Annotated in this window: 22 protein-coding genes, 1 tRNA gene and 2 riboswitches; of the genes, 11 read left to right on the top strand and 12 right to left on the bottom strand. The window is 54.9% G+C overall.

Features of this window, described 5'->3' with window-relative positions:
• The first annotated feature begins 268 nt into the window (after positions 1-268).
• The 4 genes from CCALI_RS08885 (at position 269) to CCALI_RS08875 (ending at position 2751) form a co-directional block, all read left to right on the top strand.
• Positions 269-721, top strand: coding sequence for a hypothetical protein (locus CCALI_RS08885; protein WP_016483148.1), 453 nt, complete (start codon positions 269-271; stop codon positions 719-721).
• Positions 722-953: 232 nt separating this feature from the next.
• On the top strand, positions 954-1250 hold the full coding sequence (locus CCALI_RS16370; RefSeq protein WP_156412954.1) for a hypothetical protein: 297 nt from the start codon (positions 954-956) through the stop codon (positions 1248-1250).
• Positions 1251-1452: 202 nt separating this feature from the next.
• The gene (locus tag CCALI_RS08880; protein WP_016483146.1) at positions 1453-1824 is read left to right on the top strand and encodes a hypothetical protein; all 372 of its coding nucleotides are present in this window, start codon (positions 1453-1455) and stop codon (positions 1822-1824) included.
• Positions 1825-2562: 738 nt separating this feature from the next.
• Positions 2563-2751, top strand: a complete 189-nt coding sequence (locus tag CCALI_RS08875) for a hypothetical protein (RefSeq protein ID WP_156415868.1) — start codon at positions 2563-2565, stop codon at positions 2749-2751.
• Positions 2752-2946: 195 nt separating this feature from the next.
• Here CCALI_RS08875 and CCALI_RS08870 read toward each other — a convergent pair whose 3' ends face one another.
• Entirely contained in the window at positions 2947-3726 is a 780-nt protein-coding gene (locus tag CCALI_RS08870; RefSeq protein WP_016483143.1) for a type II secretion system protein, read from the bottom strand.
• 170 nt (positions 3727-3896) lie between these two features.
• Positions 3897-4048, bottom strand: a riboswitch (cobalamin riboswitch).
• Between the two features lie 111 nt (positions 4049-4159).
• On the opposite strand from CCALI_RS08870, the gene CCALI_RS08865 reads away from it, so the two are divergent.
• Positions 4160-4233 (top strand) — tRNA-Arg (locus CCALI_RS08865).
• Between the two features lie 48 nt (positions 4234-4281).
• Here CCALI_RS08865 and CCALI_RS08860 read toward each other — a convergent pair.
• From CCALI_RS08860 to rodA, 5 genes are all read right to left on the bottom strand, one after another.
• On the bottom strand, positions 4282-6300 hold the full coding sequence (locus CCALI_RS08860) for a DUF6785 family protein (RefSeq protein ID WP_016483142.1): 2019 nt from the start codon (positions 6298-6300) through the stop codon (positions 4282-4284).
• A 155-nt stretch (positions 6301-6455) separates the two neighbouring features.
• The gene (locus CCALI_RS08855) at positions 6456-7337 is read right to left on the bottom strand and encodes a phytanoyl-CoA dioxygenase family protein (protein WP_016483140.1); all 882 of its coding nucleotides are present in this window, start codon (positions 7335-7337) and stop codon (positions 6456-6458) included.
• A gap of 50 nt (positions 7338-7387) precedes the next feature.
• Positions 7388-7630: a hypothetical protein gene (locus CCALI_RS08850; RefSeq protein ID WP_016483139.1), complete on the bottom strand. Its 243-nt coding sequence runs from the start codon at positions 7628-7630 to the stop codon at positions 7388-7390.
• A gap of 84 nt (positions 7631-7714) precedes the next feature.
• Positions 7715-8548, bottom strand: coding sequence for a DUF1559 family PulG-like putative transporter (locus tag CCALI_RS15190; RefSeq protein ID WP_016483138.1), 834 nt, complete (start codon positions 8546-8548; stop codon positions 7715-7717).
• 138 nt (positions 8549-8686) lie between these two features.
• Positions 8687-9790, bottom strand: coding sequence for a rod shape-determining protein RodA (gene rodA, locus CCALI_RS08840; RefSeq protein WP_016483137.1), 1104 nt, complete (start codon positions 9788-9790; stop codon positions 8687-8689).
• A 73-nt stretch (positions 9791-9863) separates the two neighbouring features.
• Here rodA and CCALI_RS08835 point away from each other — a divergent pair, with 73 nt between their 5' ends.
• Entirely contained in the window at positions 9864-10652 is a 789-nt protein-coding gene (locus CCALI_RS08835) for a hypothetical protein (RefSeq protein ID WP_016483136.1), read from the top strand.
• Here CCALI_RS08835 and coaBC read toward each other — a convergent pair.
• Positions 10629-11885, bottom strand: a complete 1257-nt coding sequence (gene coaBC / locus CCALI_RS08830; RefSeq protein WP_016483135.1) for a bifunctional phosphopantothenoylcysteine decarboxylase/phosphopantothenate--cysteine ligase CoaBC — start codon at positions 11883-11885, stop codon at positions 10629-10631. The two genes, CCALI_RS08835 and coaBC, sit on opposite strands and share 24 nt — an antisense overlap.
• Complete coding sequence (gmk, locus tag CCALI_RS08825; RefSeq protein WP_016483134.1) at positions 11882-12502, bottom strand: guanylate kinase; 621 nt, start codon at positions 12500-12502, stop codon at positions 11882-11884. The genes coaBC and gmk overlap by 4 nt, the downstream gene beginning before the upstream one ends.
• A 79-nt stretch (positions 12503-12581) precedes the next feature.
• A riboswitch (Fluoride riboswitch) is annotated at positions 12582-12666 on the top strand.
• 39 nt (positions 12667-12705) lie between these two features.
• Here gmk and CCALI_RS15185 point away from each other — a divergent pair.
• The 4 genes from CCALI_RS15185 to CCALI_RS08805 are packed head-to-tail and all read left to right on the top strand — an operon-like array spanning position 12706 to position 15691.
• On the top strand, positions 12706-13422 hold the full coding sequence (locus tag CCALI_RS15185; protein WP_016483133.1) for a DUF6062 family protein: 717 nt from the start codon (positions 12706-12708) through the stop codon (positions 13420-13422).
• Positions 13419-14159 carry a DUF6062 family protein gene (locus tag CCALI_RS08815; protein ID WP_016483132.1) on the top strand — a complete coding sequence of 247 codons (741 nt, stop codon included), beginning with the start codon at positions 13419-13421 and terminating at the stop codon, positions 14157-14159. The genes CCALI_RS15185 and CCALI_RS08815 overlap by 4 nt, the downstream gene beginning before the upstream one ends.
• Positions 14156-14614 (top strand): hypothetical protein, encoded by a 459-nt coding sequence (locus CCALI_RS08810; RefSeq protein ID WP_016483131.1) that lies wholly within the window; start codon positions 14156-14158, stop codon positions 14612-14614. Before CCALI_RS08815 ends, CCALI_RS08810 begins: the two co-directional genes overlap by 4 nt.
• A 57-nt stretch (positions 14615-14671) precedes the next feature.
• Positions 14672-15691, top strand: coding sequence for a Gfo/Idh/MocA family protein (locus tag CCALI_RS08805; RefSeq protein ID WP_172636646.1), 1020 nt, complete (start codon positions 14672-14674; stop codon positions 15689-15691).
• A 250-nt stretch (positions 15692-15941) separates the two neighbouring features.
• Here CCALI_RS08805 and CCALI_RS08800 read toward each other — a convergent pair whose 3' ends face one another.
• Entirely contained in the window at positions 15942-16823 is an 882-nt protein-coding gene (locus tag CCALI_RS08800; RefSeq protein ID WP_016483129.1) for an ABC transporter permease subunit, read from the bottom strand.
• A 497-nt stretch (positions 16824-17320) separates the two neighbouring features.
• On the opposite strand from CCALI_RS08800, the gene csrA reads away from it, so the two are divergent.
• On the top strand, positions 17321-17554 hold the full coding sequence (csrA, locus tag CCALI_RS08795) for a carbon storage regulator CsrA (RefSeq protein WP_016483128.1): 234 nt from the start codon (positions 17321-17323) through the stop codon (positions 17552-17554).
• Positions 17555-17557: 3 nt separating this feature from the next.
• Here the strand turns inward: csrA and CCALI_RS08790 are convergent, their stop codons facing one another.
• The 3 genes from CCALI_RS08790 to CCALI_RS08780 form a co-directional block, all read right to left on the bottom strand.
• Complete coding sequence (locus CCALI_RS08790) at positions 17558-18202, bottom strand: Maf family nucleotide pyrophosphatase (protein ID WP_044949053.1); 645 nt, start codon at positions 18200-18202, stop codon at positions 17558-17560.
• Between the two features lie 29 nt (positions 18203-18231).
• Entirely contained in the window at positions 18232-18810 is a 579-nt protein-coding gene (locus CCALI_RS08785; RefSeq protein WP_016483126.1) for an ANTAR domain-containing response regulator, read from the bottom strand.
• A 93-nt stretch (positions 18811-18903) separates the two neighbouring features.
• Entirely contained in the window at positions 18904-21168 is a 2265-nt protein-coding gene (locus CCALI_RS08780) for a polyribonucleotide nucleotidyltransferase (RefSeq protein ID WP_016483125.1), read from the bottom strand.
• Positions 21169-21324 lie beyond the last annotated feature (156 nt).

Genomic DNA, 21324 nt, shown 5'->3' with positions numbered 1-21324 from the left:
GGATAAGACAGGAAGGACGCCGTTAGAGGAAGCGGAGGCAATGCATGATCCAGAGATATTGTCGGCCTTAAGGTCAAAAGGAAAGGTAAAAAAAGAAGCGAAAAGAGGTACAAATAAAGGAAGGGACAGAAAAAGTCAGTAACTTTTTTCCTACAGACAGGGAAGCCTCTCCTATATCCCTTATTTAGGCAAGACTGCTGCAGGGTTGGAGGAGGTGATCCGCCTTCTCCAACCTTGCCAATTCCAATGAACACCATGGAGAGAAAACGTGACCGAGGAAACAACTCCTGAGAAGATCGCCTCAATGGACTTCGTTCTTCGAGCGAAGAGGGGACGCGAAAAGATCCCCGTGACGTTGTGTTTAGGAAAGCCCTATAAAGATGAAAAGTCGGGCTGGTGGGAATGCCCGTGTTGGATAGAGCCAGTATGGCCACCGCGCCAAACTCAAGTGGGAATAGGAGAAAATGCTATCGAAGCAGTTCAGGATGCACTTAAACTTCTAGGTCTACTGATATGCTCTAGCTGCCGGCTTTACAAAGTAAAGCTAACGAAGTCGGACGCCGATACGCTCTATTTTCAGTTTCCTGAGGCATTCGAGAGCAGATTTCCTGAGGAAGCTGCCGAGATAAAGGAGGATCTAGCAGAGATAGCGAGAAAGAATGAAGAGCGGGAGCGGTGCAAAGCGATGAGGCGGGGTTCTCTTTCAGAGCCACTCTATTGAGCGGTGGGTTCTCGTGGCCGTGTGCCATAGGTTTGCGGGGCTGTTATGGTGGGGGTAGAGGATAAAGGATATCCTCAGGTAGGGGTTGATAGGCAACAGCGGGGATGAAGCCTCCTGCTCGTTGGGGGAGAGCGGTGCCTACCTTCTCTGTGTGGGGTAGCCCTTGTTGTGGGATGCAGGTTGCCCTTTTCCCTTCTTTTGGGCTGGAGGGAGGCCTTGTAGAGAGGCACTCGTGGAAGGGGGGCAAGAGCCTCCAGATCCCGTATCGTCCAGCAGGGCTGCTGTTGGATGTGGAGGGTTTGGATTTCAGCGGACCTCCGATAGCCTGCCCTGCGTATGCCAACAGGGACTTGGTACTACAACCGATGTGTACAGGAAGAAAACGGCGAAGGCCGCCCCACAAGCCAAAACCGCCTCATCCGCACCTACACCCACCCAAAAAGCCGGCGCCACCGACGTTGCCAATATATCATCCAACTCCAATCCCGAACCCATTTGGTGGTATTGGCCAATTCAATTTCGGTTTTAACCAACTACCTCCTTGTAAGCATTGGAGCGGCTGTAATAGCGATATGTGGAGACTATGTGAGGAGAGTTGCGAAAGTAGAGCAAGAGTAGAAGGAGCTACAATTGGCTATGCCATAGGCTGTATTTACTGTTGGCCACCAGACCCGTATGAGGGAGTATATTGTGCGTGTCGTTTAGAAGAAATATGGTAAGGAGAACCGAGTATGTTCGAGATGGCGCTAGTGAGAATTCATATCAAGCCGGATCTTTCCCGTCTTCCGGTCTACCGCAGGGCGGCAGAGCGGTATCCAACCGATGGGATGATCCAGTCCCTTTACAGCCTAGCATTACGAATGAGCGGGCAAGAGGAAGAGGCAAAGCGTGTTTGGGATGCCTATCAAGAGCGCGTAGCGCAAAGTGAGCCGGTTCCAGCTATCCCTCATGGGCTATCCTGTCCTGGCTCAACGAAGTTAGGGGATCAGAGCCAAGACTCGCTAAAGCGCTATGAGGAGCTTTTTGAACAGATTGAGGAGGAGATGCGGCGCGAGAAAAGTACAACAGAAAGAGACTGCGAAGATGAAGGGACTGAGAGCTGATAACGGACGGGAGTGGGAACGTGCTATCGAGTAATGAGGGGAAGGGCGTCGGCCTTGGGTACGACCATTTCGGGGTGAGCATGTACACGAGCGGTAGCGCCCAGAGCCCCTGGAGGCCAGCTAGCGGCCAGCTGGATCATGTATAGCTAATATAGCTAAATGCTTGGAGAGTCAAAATCCATCTTCTCCTTCACCTCCTGAGGGTGGAGGCGGGTATCCTCAGCCTCTCCCTGGTGGTTGTGGCCGCGGCACTTCGTGGCTTGTCATTCGCTGTAAAAGTGGGACAGCAGCAGGCTGCTACAAGATCGGATGGGTAGGATGCTGTTTGCGAGATAACGGGAAGGGGGTGCCCTACCCTCTCTCGAAACATGGAAATGCTTTTAAGAGATGATGGAATTGCAAAATGTCGTTCTTAAGGAAACGCTATGAGCTTCGGCTCAGCCTTTCGCCCTTGAGCCTGCTGATAGGTTTTGTCTTAGGAGGCCTTCTGTTTTCTGTGGTTGAGGCCTGCTCGGCCCCTTGGAGATAGGGCAAGATAGTGTTCTTTTTTTGCTTCTAACGGGCTGGCACCAAGGCTTCCCTCTTCTGTCTTGCCTTTTTATAGGTCAATCTCCTACGACAGACGCACGCGGCAAGCTATCCGCAAAGGGAGAGATAGGTACCGCTACTCCTTCTCTGATGCTCGTTCGGTTCATGAGAGCCTCTCAGCCGAACGGACAGTTGAAAGCGTTGAGCATCATGGGGCTAGGTTTTTCTGATACCGACCCATCGAAGGCAGCTCCCGCCTTGGGATTAGGAGAGGCTCCAGGGATAGAGTACATGCTTCAGATGCGGCGTATCCGTTTGGAGGTAGTGGGCAAGCAGAAGGTATCCCAAGTGGAGATGGAACACTTCATCCCTCCGCAGCTAGGTTCCTTCGATAAGTAGCTGCTGTTAGGAGAAGACAGCCGTTGATTGGAGCAACAAGTCTGTGAACCGTGTGGGAACTAAGAGGAGCATCTGACTCCGTTCCTATCTCTACATGGCTCATAACGAAAGCAATAAACATCCCTCTCCTCCGATCCCCTCTGCTGCAGCGGCAGAAGAGCGAAGGAGAGGGGGTATTAGGCTTAGATCCGAGCTTTAGTCTCGCGTGAACATGGCGTCGGTAACCTGTGACTGATGCAGAGGTTTCACATGCCCGTCACCCCATACGATGTTCGCTAACCCGTACTCGGTAATGGTCTGCGTCTGAGTGTTTACGGTTTTGTGCGAGTCAACATGGCGGAAATCCATCGTTGGGGTGCCGTACCACTGACTTGGCGGGTCAATGGCAGGAGTCTCCACCATCTGGCCGTTTCCGCCGTACCAAGGGGCGTTGTAGTAGCCCGAATCGGAGAACACGATCTTGTCAGCAGGGGCGCTAAGAGAAGCTAAGGAGGCTGGGTTGACCGGTGGCCATAGTTGTCCGCTCATGCAGGCGGTGTTCATGTAACAGTCCGAGCCGAGATAGCCCCAGTTGTAACCGTAGCCGATGTCGGCCCCGTAAAGCAGCTGTCCTGTCCAATCGGGGCAGCGCTGCATCTCCTTGTTCTTCATATAGGGATAGAGAGGGCCTTTGGTTAGGTCGCACGTTTCGTTAGGATAGGTGCCGGTAATGTGGCCCATCCAGTATTCGGCACCCGTGGCATCGTAGTAAACGTAGAGGGGAAAGGTTTCATCGTAGTCTTCGAGGTACATTTGGGTGGCAAGGCCAATTTGGCGCAGATTGGAAGCGCAGCTGATCTGGCGCGCCTTTTCCCGCGCTTGCGCGAAGACGGGAAAGAGAATAGCTGCTAATATAGCGATTATCGCTATAACAACTAGCAGCTCTATGAGGGTGAAGGCGCTCTGGGCGCTCTTCGCAAAGGGTTTGACTTGCATACGGTTCGCTCCTTTCGTCGTTTTGAGTTTCGTTCGGTCTGGCCTCGGAAGAGGCAGATCGGACTTCGAGGAGCGAGGGGATGCTCGAGGGATGTACTAGCGAGGCTAAAGGAGCCAGAAATCGAGTTGCCGGTACACGTTCGTGCATCACACCCTCTCTCTCGAAGGGCTTACGTGATGCGTCGCAGGCGGGCATTCGGGCTTACCCACGTCCGAGAGGTCGGAGTGGGATACCGCAGCGGGACTGCGCCGGATTCTCACCGGACTTCCCCCGTATTTCAGCCACGCGATGACGCGCAGCCACTGCGACCGAAAAAATTGTCAAGGGGCTATATTATGGCGAGGTGAAGGGCCATCTGTCAAGGGGTGAAGAGCCTCTTAAACACGAGGCCTTTTCAAAGGAGAGGCTTTTGAGGTAATTTAAATGGTGCGTGCGCCTGTAGCTCAGTGGATTAGAGCACCAGTCTTCGGAACTGGGTGTCGGGGGTTCGAATCCCTCCAGGCGCGTTCTTTCTTCATAGAACCTGTTGCTTTCCTCGGTAAGCACGGCAGCCCCTAGATCGGGAAGCATCGGTAGGTGTGGATGCCGGTAACAGACCCATAGATGGCCCAAACGCTGCCGGTAATGTAGTCCCCTAAAATAAGCCCGATGAAGAAAGGCAGATAGCGCCGATAAGAGCTCATGCCGCCATACCGAATGATGAGCGCTTTCAGTAGCCAACCGACAAGGGTTGCACACCACAGCCACGCCATGGTGAATGTGCCTGAGACCGCATAGCCTATCGGGTGAAACGGCCACCAAACAAACCGAGAACGCATAAAGATAAGAAAAGCGGTTACCAACATGCCGACCCCTACCCCCTCCATGCGAGCAAGGTTGGGACGCACGGGGTTGTCCAGCCAGTCTTTCATGGTCGTCCAAGGCACTTTGCCCATGTAGGTACGCCAGTCGTTGACCTTGGCCGTGGCAGCTCCATACTGATAGTAGCAGGTGAGCACAGCAGCCCAAGAGGAGAGGGTGCCCACCACAATCGCCACCATAATGACTGCGGCCACATGGCGCAGATTCATTCGTGTGCTCTCCCCGATCTTCATGGCCTCTAAGTGATTGGGCATCTGAGTGGTGCGCATATCAAGGTCTTGCCACAGCAGAATATTAAGCCCGATTTGGTTGGCAGGGGTAAATGCCTGTGTACCGCCGGCGGCTCGCATGAGGTTGTGTACGTTCATATCCGGCCCAAATCCCCATGGCAGGCCGGCCTCCGCTCGCATCCGAGTAAAGGTGATGACGTAGAAATAAAACAGAATGAAGAACAAAACCGGCACCCACCAACTCATTCCAATGGCCATGCCGAAGACCACCAAGAAGATCAGCCCTCCAATCGTTCCCACTAAGGCAAGAGGATAGGGCAACGGTTCGTTGGCGTCGTCGAGTTGCCGTCGTTGAACCCTGGAAAAGAGGCTCCGCGCCGCCGCTTTAATATGCCGCCTAGCTCCGTAAAGCGCGAAAAGCGCCACCATAATAAACGCACCTGCGGACTGCTCCCCTAAATAAGGCATATCGGCGGCGGCCATGCTAGCACCGGGCTGGTGGTAGCCGAAAGCGGTAGCCATCACATTCTCCATTTTGCCAAAGAGATAGAAGAACCAGAGCGAAAACGCCACATCTAAAGGCAAAAAGTAGGTTAGCCCGATGACAAGGGGGTAGAAAGAGAGTTGCAGCGTGCCAACCCCATTCCAGGGAGGATTGCTAAACAGAGGCGTGAGATCGAGCCGCGGATCGCTTGGCTTAATGGGGATGAAAGGGATGTTGGGGTACAGGTAGTTGAGCGAGGCGAGCGACTCCAGCACGACGGGAATAAGAAAACCTATCCAGAGCAAACGATTAGAGAACAGATCGCTCGCCCATCCCTCCTTGCTGATTTCGAGGGGCAGCTGCGTGATAGGAAAACTCAGTCGCTCCTGATCGGCCCACTGCCGCCGAAAAAGCGCCGCCATGCAGAGCATCACTCCCAGCAAAACAACGATATAAGCCGACCATACCAGAATGGGAGAGAGCCAACCTAGAATGTGATCGAGGCGCCAAAAGCTCGATTGACCAGTGAAGTAGGCTTTAACCACGCTCTCCTTCGGGAGTAGCCAGGGTCTCACTGCAGGTAGCAGCTTCTCCTTCCAGTGGTTCTCCGGGGTGCCATAGTAGAAGACATCCGCTAAAAAGGTATTGAGAAACTGCATCATACCGATGCCAGAGATGCCAATGGAGGTCGTCTGCATGATGTAGATGTACATGATCTCGGCCTGGGTGAGCGCATATTTAGGCAGATAGCGTTTGAGCATAAAGTTGATAAGTAAAATAACGAAAAGAGCAAAAACAACAGCAATGATCAGCGACATGGCGGCCAGGTCGGTGGCCTGTGCCACGATCTCGGTGTACTCGTTCCAAAAACACATGAGCGGAATCAGCAATACCCCGATGACGAGAGCGCGACGCGTAATGCCGATTCCTCGTTGAGAACGAGGAGTAGAAATTTGTGCTGTCGCCTTAGCGCTAGGCGGTAAGGTTTCGGCGCTCACGAAAGTCTCCTACGTGACTTGGGGAATTAGGGAAGATTTTAGCACACAACCCATTAGACCGTTGCCATAAAAGGTCATGGAAAGATAAACAGAAAATATGGTCCCGTCAAGCGTTTGCAAAACCGGCGCAGAACGCTTGACGGGAAGCAGAATACTCATACACGATGGGCTTTCATTCCTTTGGAATTGGCCAAAGCCTGCTCCCACAGCGCACACCATTTCTCGTAGTCCCATAGCACGCTTTGAGGGTTTTTGCGGCTTCTTACCACAAAATCGGGATGGAAAGGGCGACCAGTTGGCTCACCGGTAGGCTGATAGCGTAGATCGAGGCTCCAGCGCACCTGGTCGGTGTAGTTAGGGGTAGAGCGGTGTGGGGTATGGCGGTGCATAATCACCATGCCGCCCTTGCGCACAGGTACCGGTCTGGGTTGGATGTTTGGAAGGCACTCCGGACGAATCGTGGTACCTCCTTCGGCCTGATGAGGAAGGTAGCCAAGTTTCCATGCTTTGGGCATCACCTCCATACAGCCGTTTTCTACCGTGGCATCGGCTAAAGGAATCCAGAAGGTGATGATGTTGGAGCTGTCGGCTTCTTCCCAAGTAACGGCGGCATCCTGATGCCAGGGCACGTTGTAAAAGCCACTTCCTTCTCCTGTAAGCGCTGCTGGTACTTTAGAGCGGATATGTTGAATGGGATTACAGGTGATTTCCGGCCCGATAAGCTGCTCAGCGATATCGAGCAGGCGCTCATTATGAAGAAACGTGAACGTGGCAGGCCCTCGGACATACATGATATCCAACCCTTCGGTAATTTGAGGGCACTGTGCGTAGAGAAGGGCGATGCGGCGTTCGAAGGGGGCCTCAGGGTAGAGGTCTTTGATTTTGCCTTCCTCTGCAAGCTGTTTGGCTTTCCGATCGATCCAGTCGGCGTACTCCGCTATAACTGGGGCGAGATCTGCTTCGGAGAAGACGTCTTCAACGACCAGAACCCCTTCTTCTCGGAAAGCTTCGATCTGTTCTGTTGTTAACAATCTCATAGATAGACCCTCCGTCTGTATGGCGTCTATACGATCGTTTCGAGAACGCACTAGGGTTTTCCTGGCCCGAAATTTTGATGGCTACGAATTTGGTTGATTGCTGCGGCTTTAGCTGCCGGTGGGATGTGAGGGTTGTTTTCTATTTGTTGAATTTGCTGATTTGCGAGGCTACTGGCCCCGTTAGATAGCTTTTGCTTAGAGGAGTCGATATAGGCGTTATTGCTGCCGCTGCAGCCGGCTAGAAGGCCGAAAAGCACTAAGGCAAGGCCGAGTCTATAGATAGGATATTGCATTTGAACGTCCCTCCTAAGTGGAATGCAAGAAGAGAATGGGGTTGGCCATCCAGAAGGCCAACCCCTATAGCCTACTCACACGTTTTAGTAGGGTTCATAGATGGTAGGCCCAACACCGGTAGGCCCGGGATAGATGTTGTAATACCAGTTGATGCTTCCACGGGTCATCGCTTTTGCGTGTCCGTCGCAGAAGGCTACGTTGGTGGTGTTGGTATGCCGGTAGCGTGGGAAGAGGCCACACCCATCCCAAGTCCCTGAGCCATTGGTGTTTGTATAGTCGCAGTCGTGATTCATGCTCTGGTCAAGATCATAGTGGGGGCCGTTGTGCGTGGGAACACCGTTTACCGGCGCCACATAGTCCGTCCATGCCCACTCGGCAGAGTCGAATACCGCAAAGCCCCAGGGGGCGTCATTTTGTCCTTTTTCCGCGATCACAATGGTGGATGCCGGGGTGGGCAGCGCTGCTTCGGTGGCGACGTGCACGTTGCTCGGAGGGTTCCAAGGGCACCAACCATCATTGGAGATGCTGTTGTTGATGCCGTACTGTCCGCTTTGGTTGCTAGGGAAGGAAGGACAGTGGAAGATGCCACCCTGTCCCCAGGTCACCAAGTTACCGGCCGCGTTGGCATAGCGATCGCCGTTTTTGATGTAGGGGTAGATCGAGTCGTGCCAATAGTGTTGATCTTTCCAGGTTCCTGGGTCAGAGAAGTACTGATCCATGGGGTAGGTTTCATCATAATCCTGTAGGTACATCATAAGCCCGGTACCTATTTGCTTCATGTTGGAGAGGCAAGTAATGGCACGCGCCTTTTCACGGGCTTGGGCAAAGACGGGAAAGAGAATAGCTGCTAATATCGCTATAATCGCGATAACCACGAGCAGCTCAATGAGGGTAAAACCTCGCTGTTTAGGGTTCATAGAGACCTCCCTTGGTTAAAATGATAGAAGAATCGAAACGGTTCGCTTTTTGCGGAATCGAACCGCTTCGTATTAATATTATACCACAAGTTTCAAAAGGGAGTTTCCCGTTTCTACTAAAATTTTGCGAATCCTACACTAGAACAGCAACTGATGCTTGTGCACGGAGATGCTCTCTAACAGCCCAATGCTAAATAGGGTAACCAATACGTTGCTTCCTCCGGCAGAAATTAGCGGCAGAGGAACGCCAGCTACTGGCACAATTCCGACGTTCATTCCGATATTCACAACCACATGGAACGCGATCATGGTCACAACGCCGGTTGCTACAAGTTTCCCATAAGTGTCCTCATCTACCTCGGCAATGATCTTATACCCTCGCCAGAGCAGTCCCCCATACAACAAAATCACCCCAATACCCCCTACCAATCCTAACTCCTCACCGATATCGGTAAAAATGAAGTCTGTCTGCTTCTCTGGAATGAACCCCCCCTTCACTTGGGTGCTATGCAATAGCCCCTTGCCCCAAATGCGACCGGAACCTATGGCGATGCGGGCTTGCACCACATGGTAGCCCGATCCCGACGGATCGGCCTGGGGGTCAAGGAAGATCGTGAGGCGCTCTTTTTGGTAGGGACGAATGATCTTGTTGGAATGCCATACGAGGGCAAAGAGCGCCACACCGGTGAGGGCAAGGACACCTATCTTGCGCGGATCGGCCCCAGCAAGGAACACCATGCCCGCCCAAATAGCCACAAGCACCAGCGATGTGCCGAAATCGGGTTGTTTAAAGATCAGCAGGGTGGGTATAAGAATATGACCAAGCGATGCAAGCAGCGTACGCCAGCTACCTATGGTCTCTTGATGCCTCGTAAGGTAGGTTCCTAACGTCAATATCGTAAAGAGTTTTGCCGTTTCGGAGGGCTGAAACTCGAAGCCGGCGATCCGTATCCAACGGGCAGCTCCATTCGTCTTATGCGCAAAAATGAGCACGAGAGTCAGTAGCAGCAGATTCACCACATAAAAATGGCGTGCCGTTCTCTGGTAAATATGGTAGTCTATCCATGTTGCCGCGATCAGCCCACCATATCCTAATACCATCCACAGAATCTGCTTTTTATAGGCGGGACTTGGATCGGCATGGGTAACGCTGTAGAGGACAACAAGTCCCACAACCGTTAGAAGAGATGTAAACAGCAAAAGAGGCCAATCCAGGTTCTTTCGCAGGCGTCTTTCTAGCATAAAGTTGTTTACCTCGTTTCCTTCCAGTGACCTCTGTGTGGTCACCAAGGCTATATCGGCAGGAGGTGCAACCGTGAGATGTCTTTACACGATAACCCTGCTGCTTTTGGGCGGTTGGCTCTGCTTACCGGCTAACGCTCAAAACGATCCGTTTCTCGGCCCTAATCGCTATCCGCAATACCGTAATCTATCTGGGCTGGCAGGTGGAGGGTTTGGCGTGGATGCCGAAGGCTATCCCTCGCTGGTAGGGCCAACAGCTTACTCTACCCCCATCGCCTATGTGCCCGGACACGATCAAATACGGATATTGGGCGCAAAAATGAGCTTCACAAGCCTGCCAGATGTTCGCGTCGGTCACACAAACGGTAGCGGCGTTTTCCTCTATGGGCACACCTTCGGTCGCATGAACGTCGCCTTCTCCGACCTCATTAAAAGCTCACAATGGGATCAAGCGCTTAACCTACAGCTTGGCTGGATACCTTCCTCTCCTACCGAACCTGCTTTCTCTGTGGGCGTTCAAGATATCTTTGGGCATGGCGGAGCCGCCGGAGAAGGAATTCCCGGCGATGCCGCCTCCACCCGCTCTGTGTTTGCCGTTGCCACATGGTGTGTGCCCTGGCACCATCCGCTCTATTTAAGCGCTGGCATCGGCAGCTGCCGATTTCGCCAGGGGTTTGCATCCGCAAGCATGCCCTTAAGCCGCGGGCTACGCGGCTGGATCGAATACGACGGATTCGGATTCAACGAAGGTCTCCTCTTCGCGACCTGGAAAACGAAGATGGGCGTCCGTGCTGAGACGGACTTCACGGTGGGCTTTATTCGCGGCCGCTATTTTCTTTTAGGTGCCGGCATCGGGTTCTAAAGGCCTCGCTTTAAGGAGCGGGCGCACCGCCGTTAAAAGCCGGTCGGCCACAGCGCTTTTCGGCAACAAAGGTAGCGGCTCCTGACGCCCATCCGGCCACAGCAGCGTCACCACGTTGGTGTCCTTCTCGAAACCGGCCCCTTCCTGGGTGACGTCGTTGGCAACAATGAGATCGAGCTGCTTTGCCTCAAGCTTATGACGGGCGTGCTCTAGCAGGTTTTCTGTTTCGGCAGCAAAACCCACCACGACCTGGTGGGGGCCTTTTTGCCGAGCCAACGTGGCCAAAATATCGGGGGTGGGGCGTAGAGTGAGAACGATATCGCCATCTCTCTCCGATTTTTTGAGCTTGTGGGGTGCCCTTTGTGCCGGGGTATAGTCCGAAACGGCAGCTGCGGCTATGAAGAGATCGCACATCTGGAAGTGGCTTTGGCACGCTGCAAGCATCTCGTGGGAGGTCTCTACCCAAACCACGTTAACGCCAGGCGGCACAGCAAGGCTGGTGGGGCCGCTGATCAGGGTGACCTTTGCCCCACGGCGCTGGGCGCGCTCCGCGATGGCGTAGCCCATCTTGCCGCTCGATCGGTTAGAGAGGAATCGCACGGGGTCGAGTGGCTCACGTGTGGGACCGGCTGTCACCAAAACATGAACGCCCGTGTAATCGCGCAGCGGGAGCAGCGTGTCCACTACGCGCCGAACAATGGTGTCCGGCTCGGCAAGCTTGCCGACACCTACATCCTGACAGGCAAGCAGGCCATACTCCGGTTCGATCATGTGAACTCCACGCTCTTGCAAGAGGCGTAGATTGGCCTGTGTGGCCGGATGCTGCCACATCACCGTGTTCATGGCCGGAGCCACAAGGAGCGGCGTAGAGGTAGGCACGGCCAGAAGGCAGGTGGTGAGCATGTCATCGGCAAAACCGTGAGCCATGTGCGCCAAAATATCGGCGGTGGCCGGTGCCACCAACACCAAATCGGCCGATTGTGCCAGCTCAATATGGGCAATGCGGCGCGCATGAGGCTCCTCAAACACGTCGGTAAGGACGGGATTACGGGTGAGGGCGCGAAAGGTGGCCGGCCCAACAAACTGCGCCGCTGCTGCAGTAAGAACCACGTGCACGTCGGCCCCCAGTTTCCCGAGACGACTGCAGATATCGGCCGCTTTATAGGCGGCGATGCTTCCGGTAACCCCTAAAAGAATCGACTTTCCCGCAAGCCACGTCTCTTCGGTGCTCATGCGTTTCGTATCCTTAAGCGTTCGGCGAGGACGATAGCACGGAGTCCCTCGCAGGCCGTTTCCACGAAGTCGTTGACCACATAGTAGTCGTAGCGCGGCCAAGCCGCCAGCTCCTCAAGGGCGATGCGAAGTCGCTCTTCGATGCGCTCCTCGCTCTCTGTCCCTCTTTGAGTCAGGCGACGCCTCAGCTCTTGCAGAGAGGGCGGAGCTATAAAAATCAGGATCGCATCCGCAAATAGCCGCTTTACCTGAAGGGCTCCCTGCACCTCGATTTTCAATACGACGTCTAAGCCCTGTTGAAGTTGCTGTTCCACCGGCGCTCTAGGGGTTCCGTAATAGTAGCTTCCGTAGCGCGCATATTCCAAAAACTTTCCCTCCTTGATGGCCTCTTCGAACTGCTGCGAAGAGAGAAAGAAATAGTCTTGGCCGTCTCGTTCTCCCTCGCGCGGTGGGCGTGTTGTGGCGCTGATGCTGCGGACGACCCCGGGCGTTTGGTTCAGAACCTTCTCAATAAGGGTATCTTTCCCTACTCCGGAGGGGCCAGATACCACAAGAAGGTTCCCACGCCGCCGGGGCGGCAACAAAAGCGCCTCGCTGGTTGGTTCGTCGTCTCCCATGATGCAAGCAGTATAGCACAATCCGAAAAAGGGGTGCACGAGCTTTCACCACTTGACAGAGCCGACGTTTTGCGCTACATTGAACCTTGGCGATGGAGGCCGCCAGGGCGCTTGTTTTTGCTGCCCAAACCGCTCTCTTTTGAGCTGATGGCTCCTAGCTCACACTCTGATCAATGGCCTTGTGGTGGGCCTAGGAGGAGAGAATGTTAAAAAGGCTGCGTCTTGGTGCCGCCTGGCGGAACATCGCCTCTTTGGTGCAATGGCGTCTCCGAAAGCGCCGTGTGGATAAGCATCTTCTGTTTTACGATCTCTTCTCTGCAGTCCAGCAGCCAGGATGTCCCCTCTGCCGTCTCGTTGCCGATGCTGGGGCGCGTCGCCTCGCTTACCTCTTTCATGAGGAGGTAAACGACCCGCCCACACGGCTACGACTGCGCGCTTCCCTCGGTTTTTGCCCACGACATGCCCGACAATCCGCCCACCCTGGAAACGCGCTTGGCTTGGCTATCATCTATAAAGACCTGGCGGAACGCGCTTTAGAACGCCTTCAAAGCCGAGATCGCTCCCTCTTTCAGCAAGGTTGCCCAGAATGTGAGGAGGAGCAGCGCGACGAGGAGCGCTTTACGCAAGCCCTTGCTATCAGCTTGCTCGAACCCGAACTGCAATCGGCCTACCTCAAAGGGGATGGGCTGTGCATGCCCCATTTACAGCTGGTTGGTCGCTGGGCCCCGCCGGAAAGCTGGCGTTTTCTGCAGAGGGCGGAGCAAGAGCGCTTGCACCGACTGGCCGAAGAGCTTGGCGAGTTCATTCGTAAAAACGACTATCGTTTTAAAGACGAGCCGATGGGCTCCGAGCGTAACGTGTGGCTGCGTGCGCTTTGTAAGCTTTCAGGCCTGCAGCATAAGGAGGGAGATGCACTGTGAGCCACTCGCTCTTCACCTCCACATTTCGCCTGGCCTGCAGCCAGCCGTGTTGCCCTTTCTGCTGGATGCAAGACGAGGATGAACGGCGCTATCTACGCTCCCTCCTTCATGAGTACACGCTCGCGCCCGATATTCATGCGCGTCTGTCGGCCTCCGCCGGCTTTTGCCTGCGTCATGCACAGATGCTTGTCGAAACAGAGTGGGCCATGGAGAGAGATGGTCTAGGCACAGCAACCCTCTATGAAAGCGTGCTGAGGCAACTAGAAGCCGTGACGGCACTGGCGCTCGAAACCTCCTCGAAGCGCCCGATGCTCCGCAAATCGGAACCAGATGAGACGATCAGGCGCATATTGGCAACGCTACGCCCGCAAGAAACCTGTCTAGCATGCCAACACGGTCGCCAAAATGAGCAGTTTGCACTGAAAAGTTGGGTCGAGTATCTCTTGGAAGAGGGGCTTGAGGCCAACTTAGCCCAAACCTATCTGCAGGCGTGGGGCGTCTGTTTTCCGCATCTACTGCGCTTGTTAGAACAAAGACCCTCCTTGGAGGTTGCCAGGTGGTTGTTGAGCGACTTTCAAAGCAAACTCCGGCAGCGTTCTGAGCGATTGGAAGCCTACATTCATAAGCATGACGTACACCATCGCCACGAGCTAAGGGAGGAGGAACGCCTTGCATGGATAGAGGCCGTTGCGCTAACGGTGGGCGACTTCCATAAAAACCTCAGAGGTGTTCTATGACCGACGGACATAAGCGTCACCTCATGGCGACACTTTTGGCGATAGAAGAGGCAAGTCGTCAAATCGAGCAGGTCGCCCGTGAGGGGCGTAGCCCTTCTGGCAATAACAGGCTCACCCCCCTCGATCCTGCCTCTTGGGCGGTTTTTGCCGACGCGTTACAGCATATGTACGTCGACCTACAGGCCTGCATAAAACAGCTTTTGCCGCAGGAGCTGGCCGAGCAGGAACATCGGGAGGGGTTGTCGGTAACCCTCTACTGGCTTTCGGTGCTGTTGCTGCATCTAGACGAAGAGATCGTTGAGGATCTAGACCCCAAAAAGACGATACCAAAGTTCGGGCCTCTGGAGCCGGCAGAGCGTGAAGCGCTTGAGGCGGTTGTTGCCCGCCTCCATGAGGCCGTCGAGCGGATGCGCCGGCAGATTGAACGCCTTCGGCACCCATCCGAGCAGGAATAGCACACGGTGGGGATGAAAGTAAAAGAGAGCTTAGAAAGGAGGAAGAGCGTTCCGAAATTGAAGACCTATCGCGTTGGAGTGGCCTGCATGTCGCACGACCATGTGTGGGGCGAGCTGCGCCTGTGGCAACAGCAGCCCAATGTGCAACTGGTTGCAGGCGGAGATGACGAGCCAGAGCTTTTGACCAAGCTGGAGAGGGAGTTTGGCGTGAAGCGCCTTTATCCTTCATGGCAGGAGATGCTCGATGCCGAAGAGTTGGACATTGTGCAGATAGCAGGAGGCAACAGCGAGAGCGCCGACATCGTGGAGGCGGCAGCGCAACGCGGCCTTCATGCGGTTGTGGAAAAGCCGATGGCCGCCACGCTTGAACAGGCCGACCGTATGTTACAGGCCGCAGAGCGTGCCGGTACCTTGCTGCTTATCAATTGGCCAACCGCTTGGGCCGCCTCGTGGCAAGAGTTAGAACGGCGCGCTTTAGCCGGCGACATAGGCGAGATCCGCTATGTGCGCTATCGTAGCGCCCATAACGGCCCCATCGCCATAGGGTGCAGCCCCAACTTCGTGCGCGACCTTACCACCCCAGAGATCAACGGGGCCGGCGCCCTTATGGACTACTGCTGCTATGGTGCTAATTTGGCCGCTCGCCTGCTGGGGCGTCCGGAACAGGTAACCGGACTGCGAGGGGTTTTTGGTACAGAGCCGGCTTATGCCGCCTCCGACGACAACGCGGTGATCGTAGCCCGCTACCCCCACGCCTTCGCCGTCTGTGAGGCGAGTTGGACGCAGCCCGTAGGCTATATCGAGACCAACCCCCTGCTTTATGGTAGTGAGGGTGCCTTGGGCGTTTGGCATGGAAAACTGATTCTTCAACGGCCGGGCAAACCGCAAGAGACCATTGAGCCTCCACCAACAGTCGCTCCACGTCGTTCGGCCCCAGAGTATCTGCTGCACTGCCTTGAAAATGGGCAGAAACCAGAGGGCTTCTGCTCGGCAAAGGTCAGTAGGGACGCGCAGGAGATTTTGGAGGCCGGTTTGCGCGCTGCAAATAGCGGCCTACATCAATCGCTGCCGCTTTAGGTAGTATCTTTGGTTGTTGCAACCTCTTTTCTAGCACCTGCGGATGCCGCATGTGCCCATCGCCTCGCAGCACGGCTTACCTTCTAGGTGATACGGCGTCTCTACATCGTTTCCACGCAAGGTGGCCCGCTCTCGGTTGCGCCGCATAGTGCGAAGGACGGTTAGGGAAAACGCATAAGGTCAACAGGACATTCGCGCGAATAAAAAGGCGTAGGCTGGCTCCTTTGAGGGGTTCGATGAGAAGAGATGGCTAAATAACGTCACGGCGTTCAAAGAGCACCACTCCAAGTATAAAGAAAGCGATAAGGTAAAGTAGTACATAGAGGGCATCGAGGCGCGGAAAATGGAGGTGCTGTGCTCCCCACTCGGTGAGAAAGCGCGGCGATGACCAGGTGCGAGGCCCTCCGGAAAATACGATGTCCGAGGTGACATCGTCTACCCAGTAGCCAACATAGCCCTGCGGCACGATGAGGCCGGCGATGATGGCGAGACGGTGAAGCACGTCAATGTTAAAATTGACGCTAAGGCCTTCCATAACTCCATCGAACCAGGCGATAGCGCAGAGCGCGATCGCAAAAACCGTGCCGAGCAGGCGAGGGGCCACGGTGGAGAAGGCGAGGGCGATGGTGCTGACTAAAATCGGATAGAGGCACAGATAGAACCCCGCTATCAGCAGTGCAGTGAGCGATAGATGGGTCTGAAGGGTAAGGGAGGTCCACGCGATGAGCGTCCAAAAGAGGGTGCTGCCGCAGAGAAGAAGGTTAAGTCCAAGCCACTTGCCGGCCACGATCTGCCATCGCGGGTAGGGCCGTGGAAGAAGAAGGGCCATGACCCCCGTTTCAATTTCGCCCGATATGGCGCCGCCTGCCAGAACTGCGGCGAAGAGCGCCCCAAAAGCCTTGATAGCGCTTAAGCAGAGCGCGGTGATGCTGCGACGTACAAAGGGGTAGCGTATGGCCTCCTCTTGTGGGGACCACCGGCCGATAGCGACAAAATGCTCCATGCGCATATGGGCGATAGCTAAGAGCAGGGTGATGCCCAATACTAAGAGACCGCCAAAGAGGATGGCCCAAAGCGTTTTTCTGCGGAGAGCCTCCTTGAGGGTTAGCGTGGCAAGGGCGGCAACGGCCATGGATTCGATGTTCCTAACAGAGCTTGCGTTATAGGTTCCATCCATTTTACCCTTTTTATCCTACCTAGAGGCGTGGCTTCTTGCAGGACGCTTGTCGTTGCCGACTATGTTGGCCTATTTTGGATGCTGGGTGTGACGTTAGTGAGCACCCCCTGCAAAGCACGGTCAAGTCGCTTCAACGCTCTCTGGCAGGAGGGGAAGTCTTGCAGGACCAGAAAGGGGGCGGTCGCCCGTATCTAAATCTCTCTTTTCCCAAATTTGATGGAAGCGGACCTCTTTGTTTCGTTATAGAGTAAACTTGTTTAGAGTACAATAGAGACGGCTAGCAAGGATAGGAAACGGTATGCCATGGGATCCCCCCTAAAGAGAGGGCTGTTGAGAGCCAATAATTGCCAAAAAAGGAACATCTTCTCCGCTCGGCTCCGAAGGCTGCAGTATCACACGGAGGTGAACGAAGGTGTATCCTCTAATAAATTCCGCGCCACGGAGGGCTCAAAATGCTGGTGTTAACTCGCAAGCCCGACCAGTCTATTATGGTCGGCAACGACATTGAGATCACCGTTCTTGAGGTTCGCGGCGAGCAAGTCCGCCTAGGAATACGCGCTCCGCGCACCATCGCCGTACACCGCAAGGAGGTGTATGAGCAGATACTCCAAGAGAACCGCAACGCCGTTTCCGCCCCAGTTCTGCCCGACCTTAACCAGCTCCTTTCGACCCCAGAAGACGAGTAGGCGTTACGTTTGTGGGGTTCCGCGCCACCAGGCCACACCAAGCCGCTCCAACATGTGGCCTAATGTGCAGAGGGGAAGCCCCACGACGTTAAAGAAGTCACCATCTATCGCCTCGATATAAGGAGCAGCGTAGCCCTGTGCGCCGTAGGCGCCTGCCTTATCAAAAGGCTCTGATGTGGCGATATAGGCCGCAATCATGTCGTCGCTGAGCTCTCGAAAACGCACGCGTGTGCAGACGACCTCTTGTAAAGGCTCCTGTGGGCTTCCATCCACGACCGGCACAAGCGCCAATCCGGTATAAACGTAGTGAGTGCGTCCGGACAGAGCATGCAACATAGAGGTGGCCTCTTGAGGGTTTGCCGGCTTACCGAGGGGCAGCCCCACATCGCCCTCCAACGACACCTCCGTATCGGCCCCTAAAACAAGCCCTTCCTCAATGCGGTGTGCGACCTCGTGCGCCTTTGCTGTGGCAAGCTCCACGACGAATCGGGGTAGCGAGACGGGCGAGGTAGGAGACGAGGGCTCTTGGTAGTGGCTTGGCACAACCTCAAAAGGAAGGCGTAAAAGCGCCACTAACTCGCGACGGCGAGGGGAGGCCGAAGCCAAGATGATCTTTGGCCTCCCTATAGGAGAATGGGGAAGGGTCATTCTCTAGTGACTAAAGACGGCTTTCTTCCTCATAGGAGTTCAGCGGCCGTAATGATAGATTGGGCGATCTCCCGCATTTTTTTATTTTGATTGCGAGCTTGAAAATGGATGCGTTTGAAGGCCTCTTCTTCGGTCATGTGGTGTCGATCCATAAGAATTCCTTTAGCCCGTTCGATCAGTTTACGGGTCTCTAGGCTCTCTTTCAGCTCTTCGATCTGTTTCGCTTGAGACTGCATTTGCCGGAATCGGCGCACAGCTATTTCCAGGGCAGGGCCTAGGTCCTCTTTACGGAACGGCTTCATCAGGTAGGCAAGGGCACCCGTCTCGCCCGCCTGCTCTACCAGCTCCTCTTCATTGAAAGAGCTCAAAAAGAGGATGGCACACGGGTTTTCCGCCATCACCTGCCGAGCCGCCTCGATGCCATCCATCACCGGCATCTTGATGTCCATCACGATCACGTCGGGGTGGTAAAGCCGCGCCGCTTCCACAGCTTGCAACCCATCGGCAGCTTCGGCCACCACCTGATGCCCCAACTTTTCGAGACGGGCGCGAACAATGGTACGTGTCAACTGTTCATCATCGGCAATAATCGCTCTCAGAGATTGCATAAGCGCTCTCCTTATCCCTCGCGGCGCTATCGTTTGATGCTCTCAAAACCCTTTTTGCGATCTTGAAAGCCTCCCATCGCTCAAAGGGATGTGTCAACGTCTTGGTCGAAATCGAGCTTTTGGCAAAGATTCTTCCTCTTCTGCACTCTGTTTGGACGGAGCGGGCAGCGACCCTGCGGGGCGCTGTGAAGGAGCAGAGCCTCCACGATGCCCTCCTCGATCTTGGGAACGGCCTGTGCCACGTGGTTCCTCATGCCGTCGAGCCATGCTGGGGTCGAAGGGCTGATCGAGGTTAATAGCTGAGAGGTTCACGCGTCCTTGGCTATCTACCTCAATAACACGGACGGTTATTTCGTCGCCTACTTTCACCACCTCTTCTGGCCGGCGCACGGGCGGAACACGCAGATGGCTTACATGAACAAGGCCTTCCTTGCCGTGTAGAAACTCCACAAAGGCTCCCATTCCTATAACGCGCGTTACGCGCCCGGTGTATATCTGGCCGACCTGCACCTCAGCAACAAGGCTTTGGATGGTCTCCGCTGCTTTCTTTCCGGCCTCCTGATCCACCGCCATAATATAGATTTTGCCGTCCTGTTGAATATCTATCTGAGCACCCGTGTCGGCGATGATCTTCTTGATGGTCTTGCCGCCAGGGCCGATGATATCTCCAATCTTCTCCGGGTCTACTTCAATGGTAAAGATAGAGGGCGCGTACTTGCTGAGGTGCGGACGCGGCTCCGGAATGACTTCTCTTATTTTATCAAGGATAAACAGTCGTGCACGACGAGCCTGTTCCAACGCCTCTTGCATCACGTGCCTTGGCAAACCCTGAATTTTACAGTCAAGTTGGATGGCGGTAATGCCTTCAGCGGTTCCGGCCACCTTAAAGTCCATATCGCCGGAGAAGTCTTCCATACCTTGAATGTCGGTGAGAATGGCGTACTTATCGTCAAGAGTCATAAGCCCCATGGCGATGCCGGCCACTGGAGCCGTTATCTTTACACCGCCATCCATCAAGGCGAGCGTCGAGCCACACACAGAGGCCATGGAGGTGGAACCGTTGCTTTCCAGCACTTCGCTCTGCAGTAGCAGCGCGTAAGGGAACTCCTCTTCGGATGGCAGCACAGGCAAGAGGGCGCGCTCGGCGAGCGCACCGTGGCCTATCTCGCGCCGTCCAGGGCCGCGAAGGGGACGTACTTCCCCTACCGAATAGGGCGGGAAGTTGTAGTAGTGCATATAGCGCTTGCGCTCGTCCTCCTCGGTAAGCGTATCGAGCATTTGAGCTTCGCTCACCGATCCGAGAGTAAGGGCAGTAAGCACCTGCGTTTGCCCGCGTGTGAACATGCCGGAGCCATGGACGCGTGGCAGGAGACCCACCTCACATGTGATGGGACGTATCTCATCGAGGGCGCGTCCATCGGGCCGTATGTGTTCGTTAACCACCAGATTCCGCACCTGCTCTTTAATGGCCTTTTCGGCCGCCTCGGCTATTTCGGCCTCACGCTCCGGAAACTCCGGGGCCAACTGTGCCACGATCTCCGCTTTCAGCTCCTCGATGGCGTTTTCCCGGGAGGCTTTGTCAGGGTTCAGAATGGCCTGTCGAATGGCATTATCCATGCGCTCGTGGATAATGCGCAGGATTTCGGGATCGGGCAAGAAGAGAGGTACTTCCGCTTTCTGTGTGCCGACCTGTTGGGCTAGAGCCTCTTGCAGATCGCACTGCGCTTTGATCACTTCGTGGGCGAGGTCTATGGCAGTAAGCAGATCCTCCTCTTTCACGAATTTCGCTCCGGCCTCGATCATCAGCACGGCCTGTTTTGTGCCCGCCACCACCAGGTCGAGATCGGACTGCTCGATCTGATCGTAGGAGGGGTTGATGAGATACTCTCCGTTAATACGCCCTACGCGCACAGCGCCGATGGGGCCGTTGAAGGGGATGTTGGAGACGGTAAGGGCTGCGGAAGCTGCCACAATGGAGAGCACGTCGGGCGGGCACTCCATGTCTACCGAAAGAGGCATGGCAATGATCTGCACATCGTTGCGCATGCCGGCGGGAAAGAGAGGGCGCAGGGGACGATCGATAAGGCGCGAGGTGAGCACCGCTTTTTCGCTGGGTCTGCCCCCACGCTTCACATAGCCTCCAGGAATACGTCCTACGGTATATTTACGCTCCTCATAATCACAGGTGAGAGGAAAGAAATCAATCCCTTCGCGCGGCTCTTTGCTCATCGTGGCCGTCGCCAAAACGATGGTATCGCCGCAGGTCAGCCAAATAGCCCCATTCGCCTGCTTGGCTACCTTGCCAGTTTCTAGGCGTAGCGTTCGTCCGGCCAGTTCGCGTTCAACTACGTGGATCAAGTTATTCAATCTCCTAATTCTCTTGTTGGTTTTCTTACGTTAACTCTTTACCAAACCGTTCAGGTAAGAGAACGACCTTTTGCTGTTCGGTCGCAACACCGATTGCAAAAGAAAAGGGCAGGCATTCACAGAAGGCCGGAGAACTTCGAAGGGGTC

This window comes from Chthonomonas calidirosea T49 (assembly GCF_000427095.1).
Lineage (GTDB): Bacteria > Armatimonadota > Chthonomonadetes > Chthonomonadales > Chthonomonadaceae > Chthonomonas > Chthonomonas calidirosea.
Note: the sequence above shows the minus strand (reverse complement) of the source record. Positions and strands in the feature narration are given on the sequence as shown.

Bases quoted from the DNA above. Each gene is read 5' to 3' on its own strand.
- CCALI_RS08880 (WP_016483146.1), top strand. From the start codon at position 1,453: ATGTTCGAGATGGCGCTAGTGAGAATTCATATCAAGCCGGATCTTTCC.
- CCALI_RS08875 (WP_156415868.1), top strand. From the start codon at position 2,563: ATGGGGCTAGGTTTTTCTGATACCGACCCATCGAAGGCAGCTCCCGCC.
- CCALI_RS08870 (WP_016483143.1), bottom strand. From the start codon at position 3,726: ATGCAAGTCAAACCCTTTGCGAAGAGCGCCCAGAGCGCCTTCACCCTC.
- CCALI_RS08855 (WP_016483140.1), bottom strand. From the start codon at position 7,337: ATGAGATTGTTAACAACAGAACAGATCGAAGCTTTCCGAGAAGAAGGG.
- CCALI_RS08850 (WP_016483139.1), bottom strand. From the start codon at position 7,630: ATGCAATATCCTATCTATAGACTCGGCCTTGCCTTAGTGCTTTTCGGC.
- CCALI_RS15190 (WP_016483138.1), bottom strand. From the start codon at position 8,548: ATGAACCCTAAACAGCGAGGTTTTACCCTCATTGAGCTGCTCGTGGTT.
- rodA (WP_016483137.1), bottom strand. From the start codon at position 9,790: ATGCTAGAAAGACGCCTGCGAAAGAACCTGGATTGGCCTCTTTTGCTG.
- coaBC (WP_016483135.1), bottom strand. From the start codon at position 11,885: ATGAGCACCGAAGAGACGTGGCTTGCGGGAAAGTCGATTCTTTTAGGG.
- gmk (WP_016483134.1), bottom strand. From the start codon at position 12,502: ATGGGAGACGACGAACCAACCAGCGAGGCGCTTTTGTTGCCGCCCCGG.
- CCALI_RS15185 (WP_016483133.1), top strand. From the start codon at position 12,706: ATGTTAAAAAGGCTGCGTCTTGGTGCCGCCTGGCGGAACATCGCCTCT.
- CCALI_RS08810 (WP_016483131.1), top strand. From the start codon at position 14,156: ATGACCGACGGACATAAGCGTCACCTCATGGCGACACTTTTGGCGATA.
- CCALI_RS08800 (WP_016483129.1), bottom strand. From the start codon at position 16,823: ATGGCCGTTGCCGCCCTTGCCACGCTAACCCTCAAGGAGGCTCTCCGC.
- csrA (WP_016483128.1), top strand. From the start codon at position 17,321: ATGCTGGTGTTAACTCGCAAGCCCGACCAGTCTATTATGGTCGGCAAC.
- CCALI_RS08790 (WP_044949053.1), bottom strand. From the start codon at position 18,202: ATGACCCTTCCCCATTCTCCTATAGGGAGGCCAAAGATCATCTTGGCT.
- CCALI_RS08785 (WP_016483126.1), bottom strand. From the start codon at position 18,810: ATGCAATCTCTGAGAGCGATTATTGCCGATGATGAACAGTTGACACGT.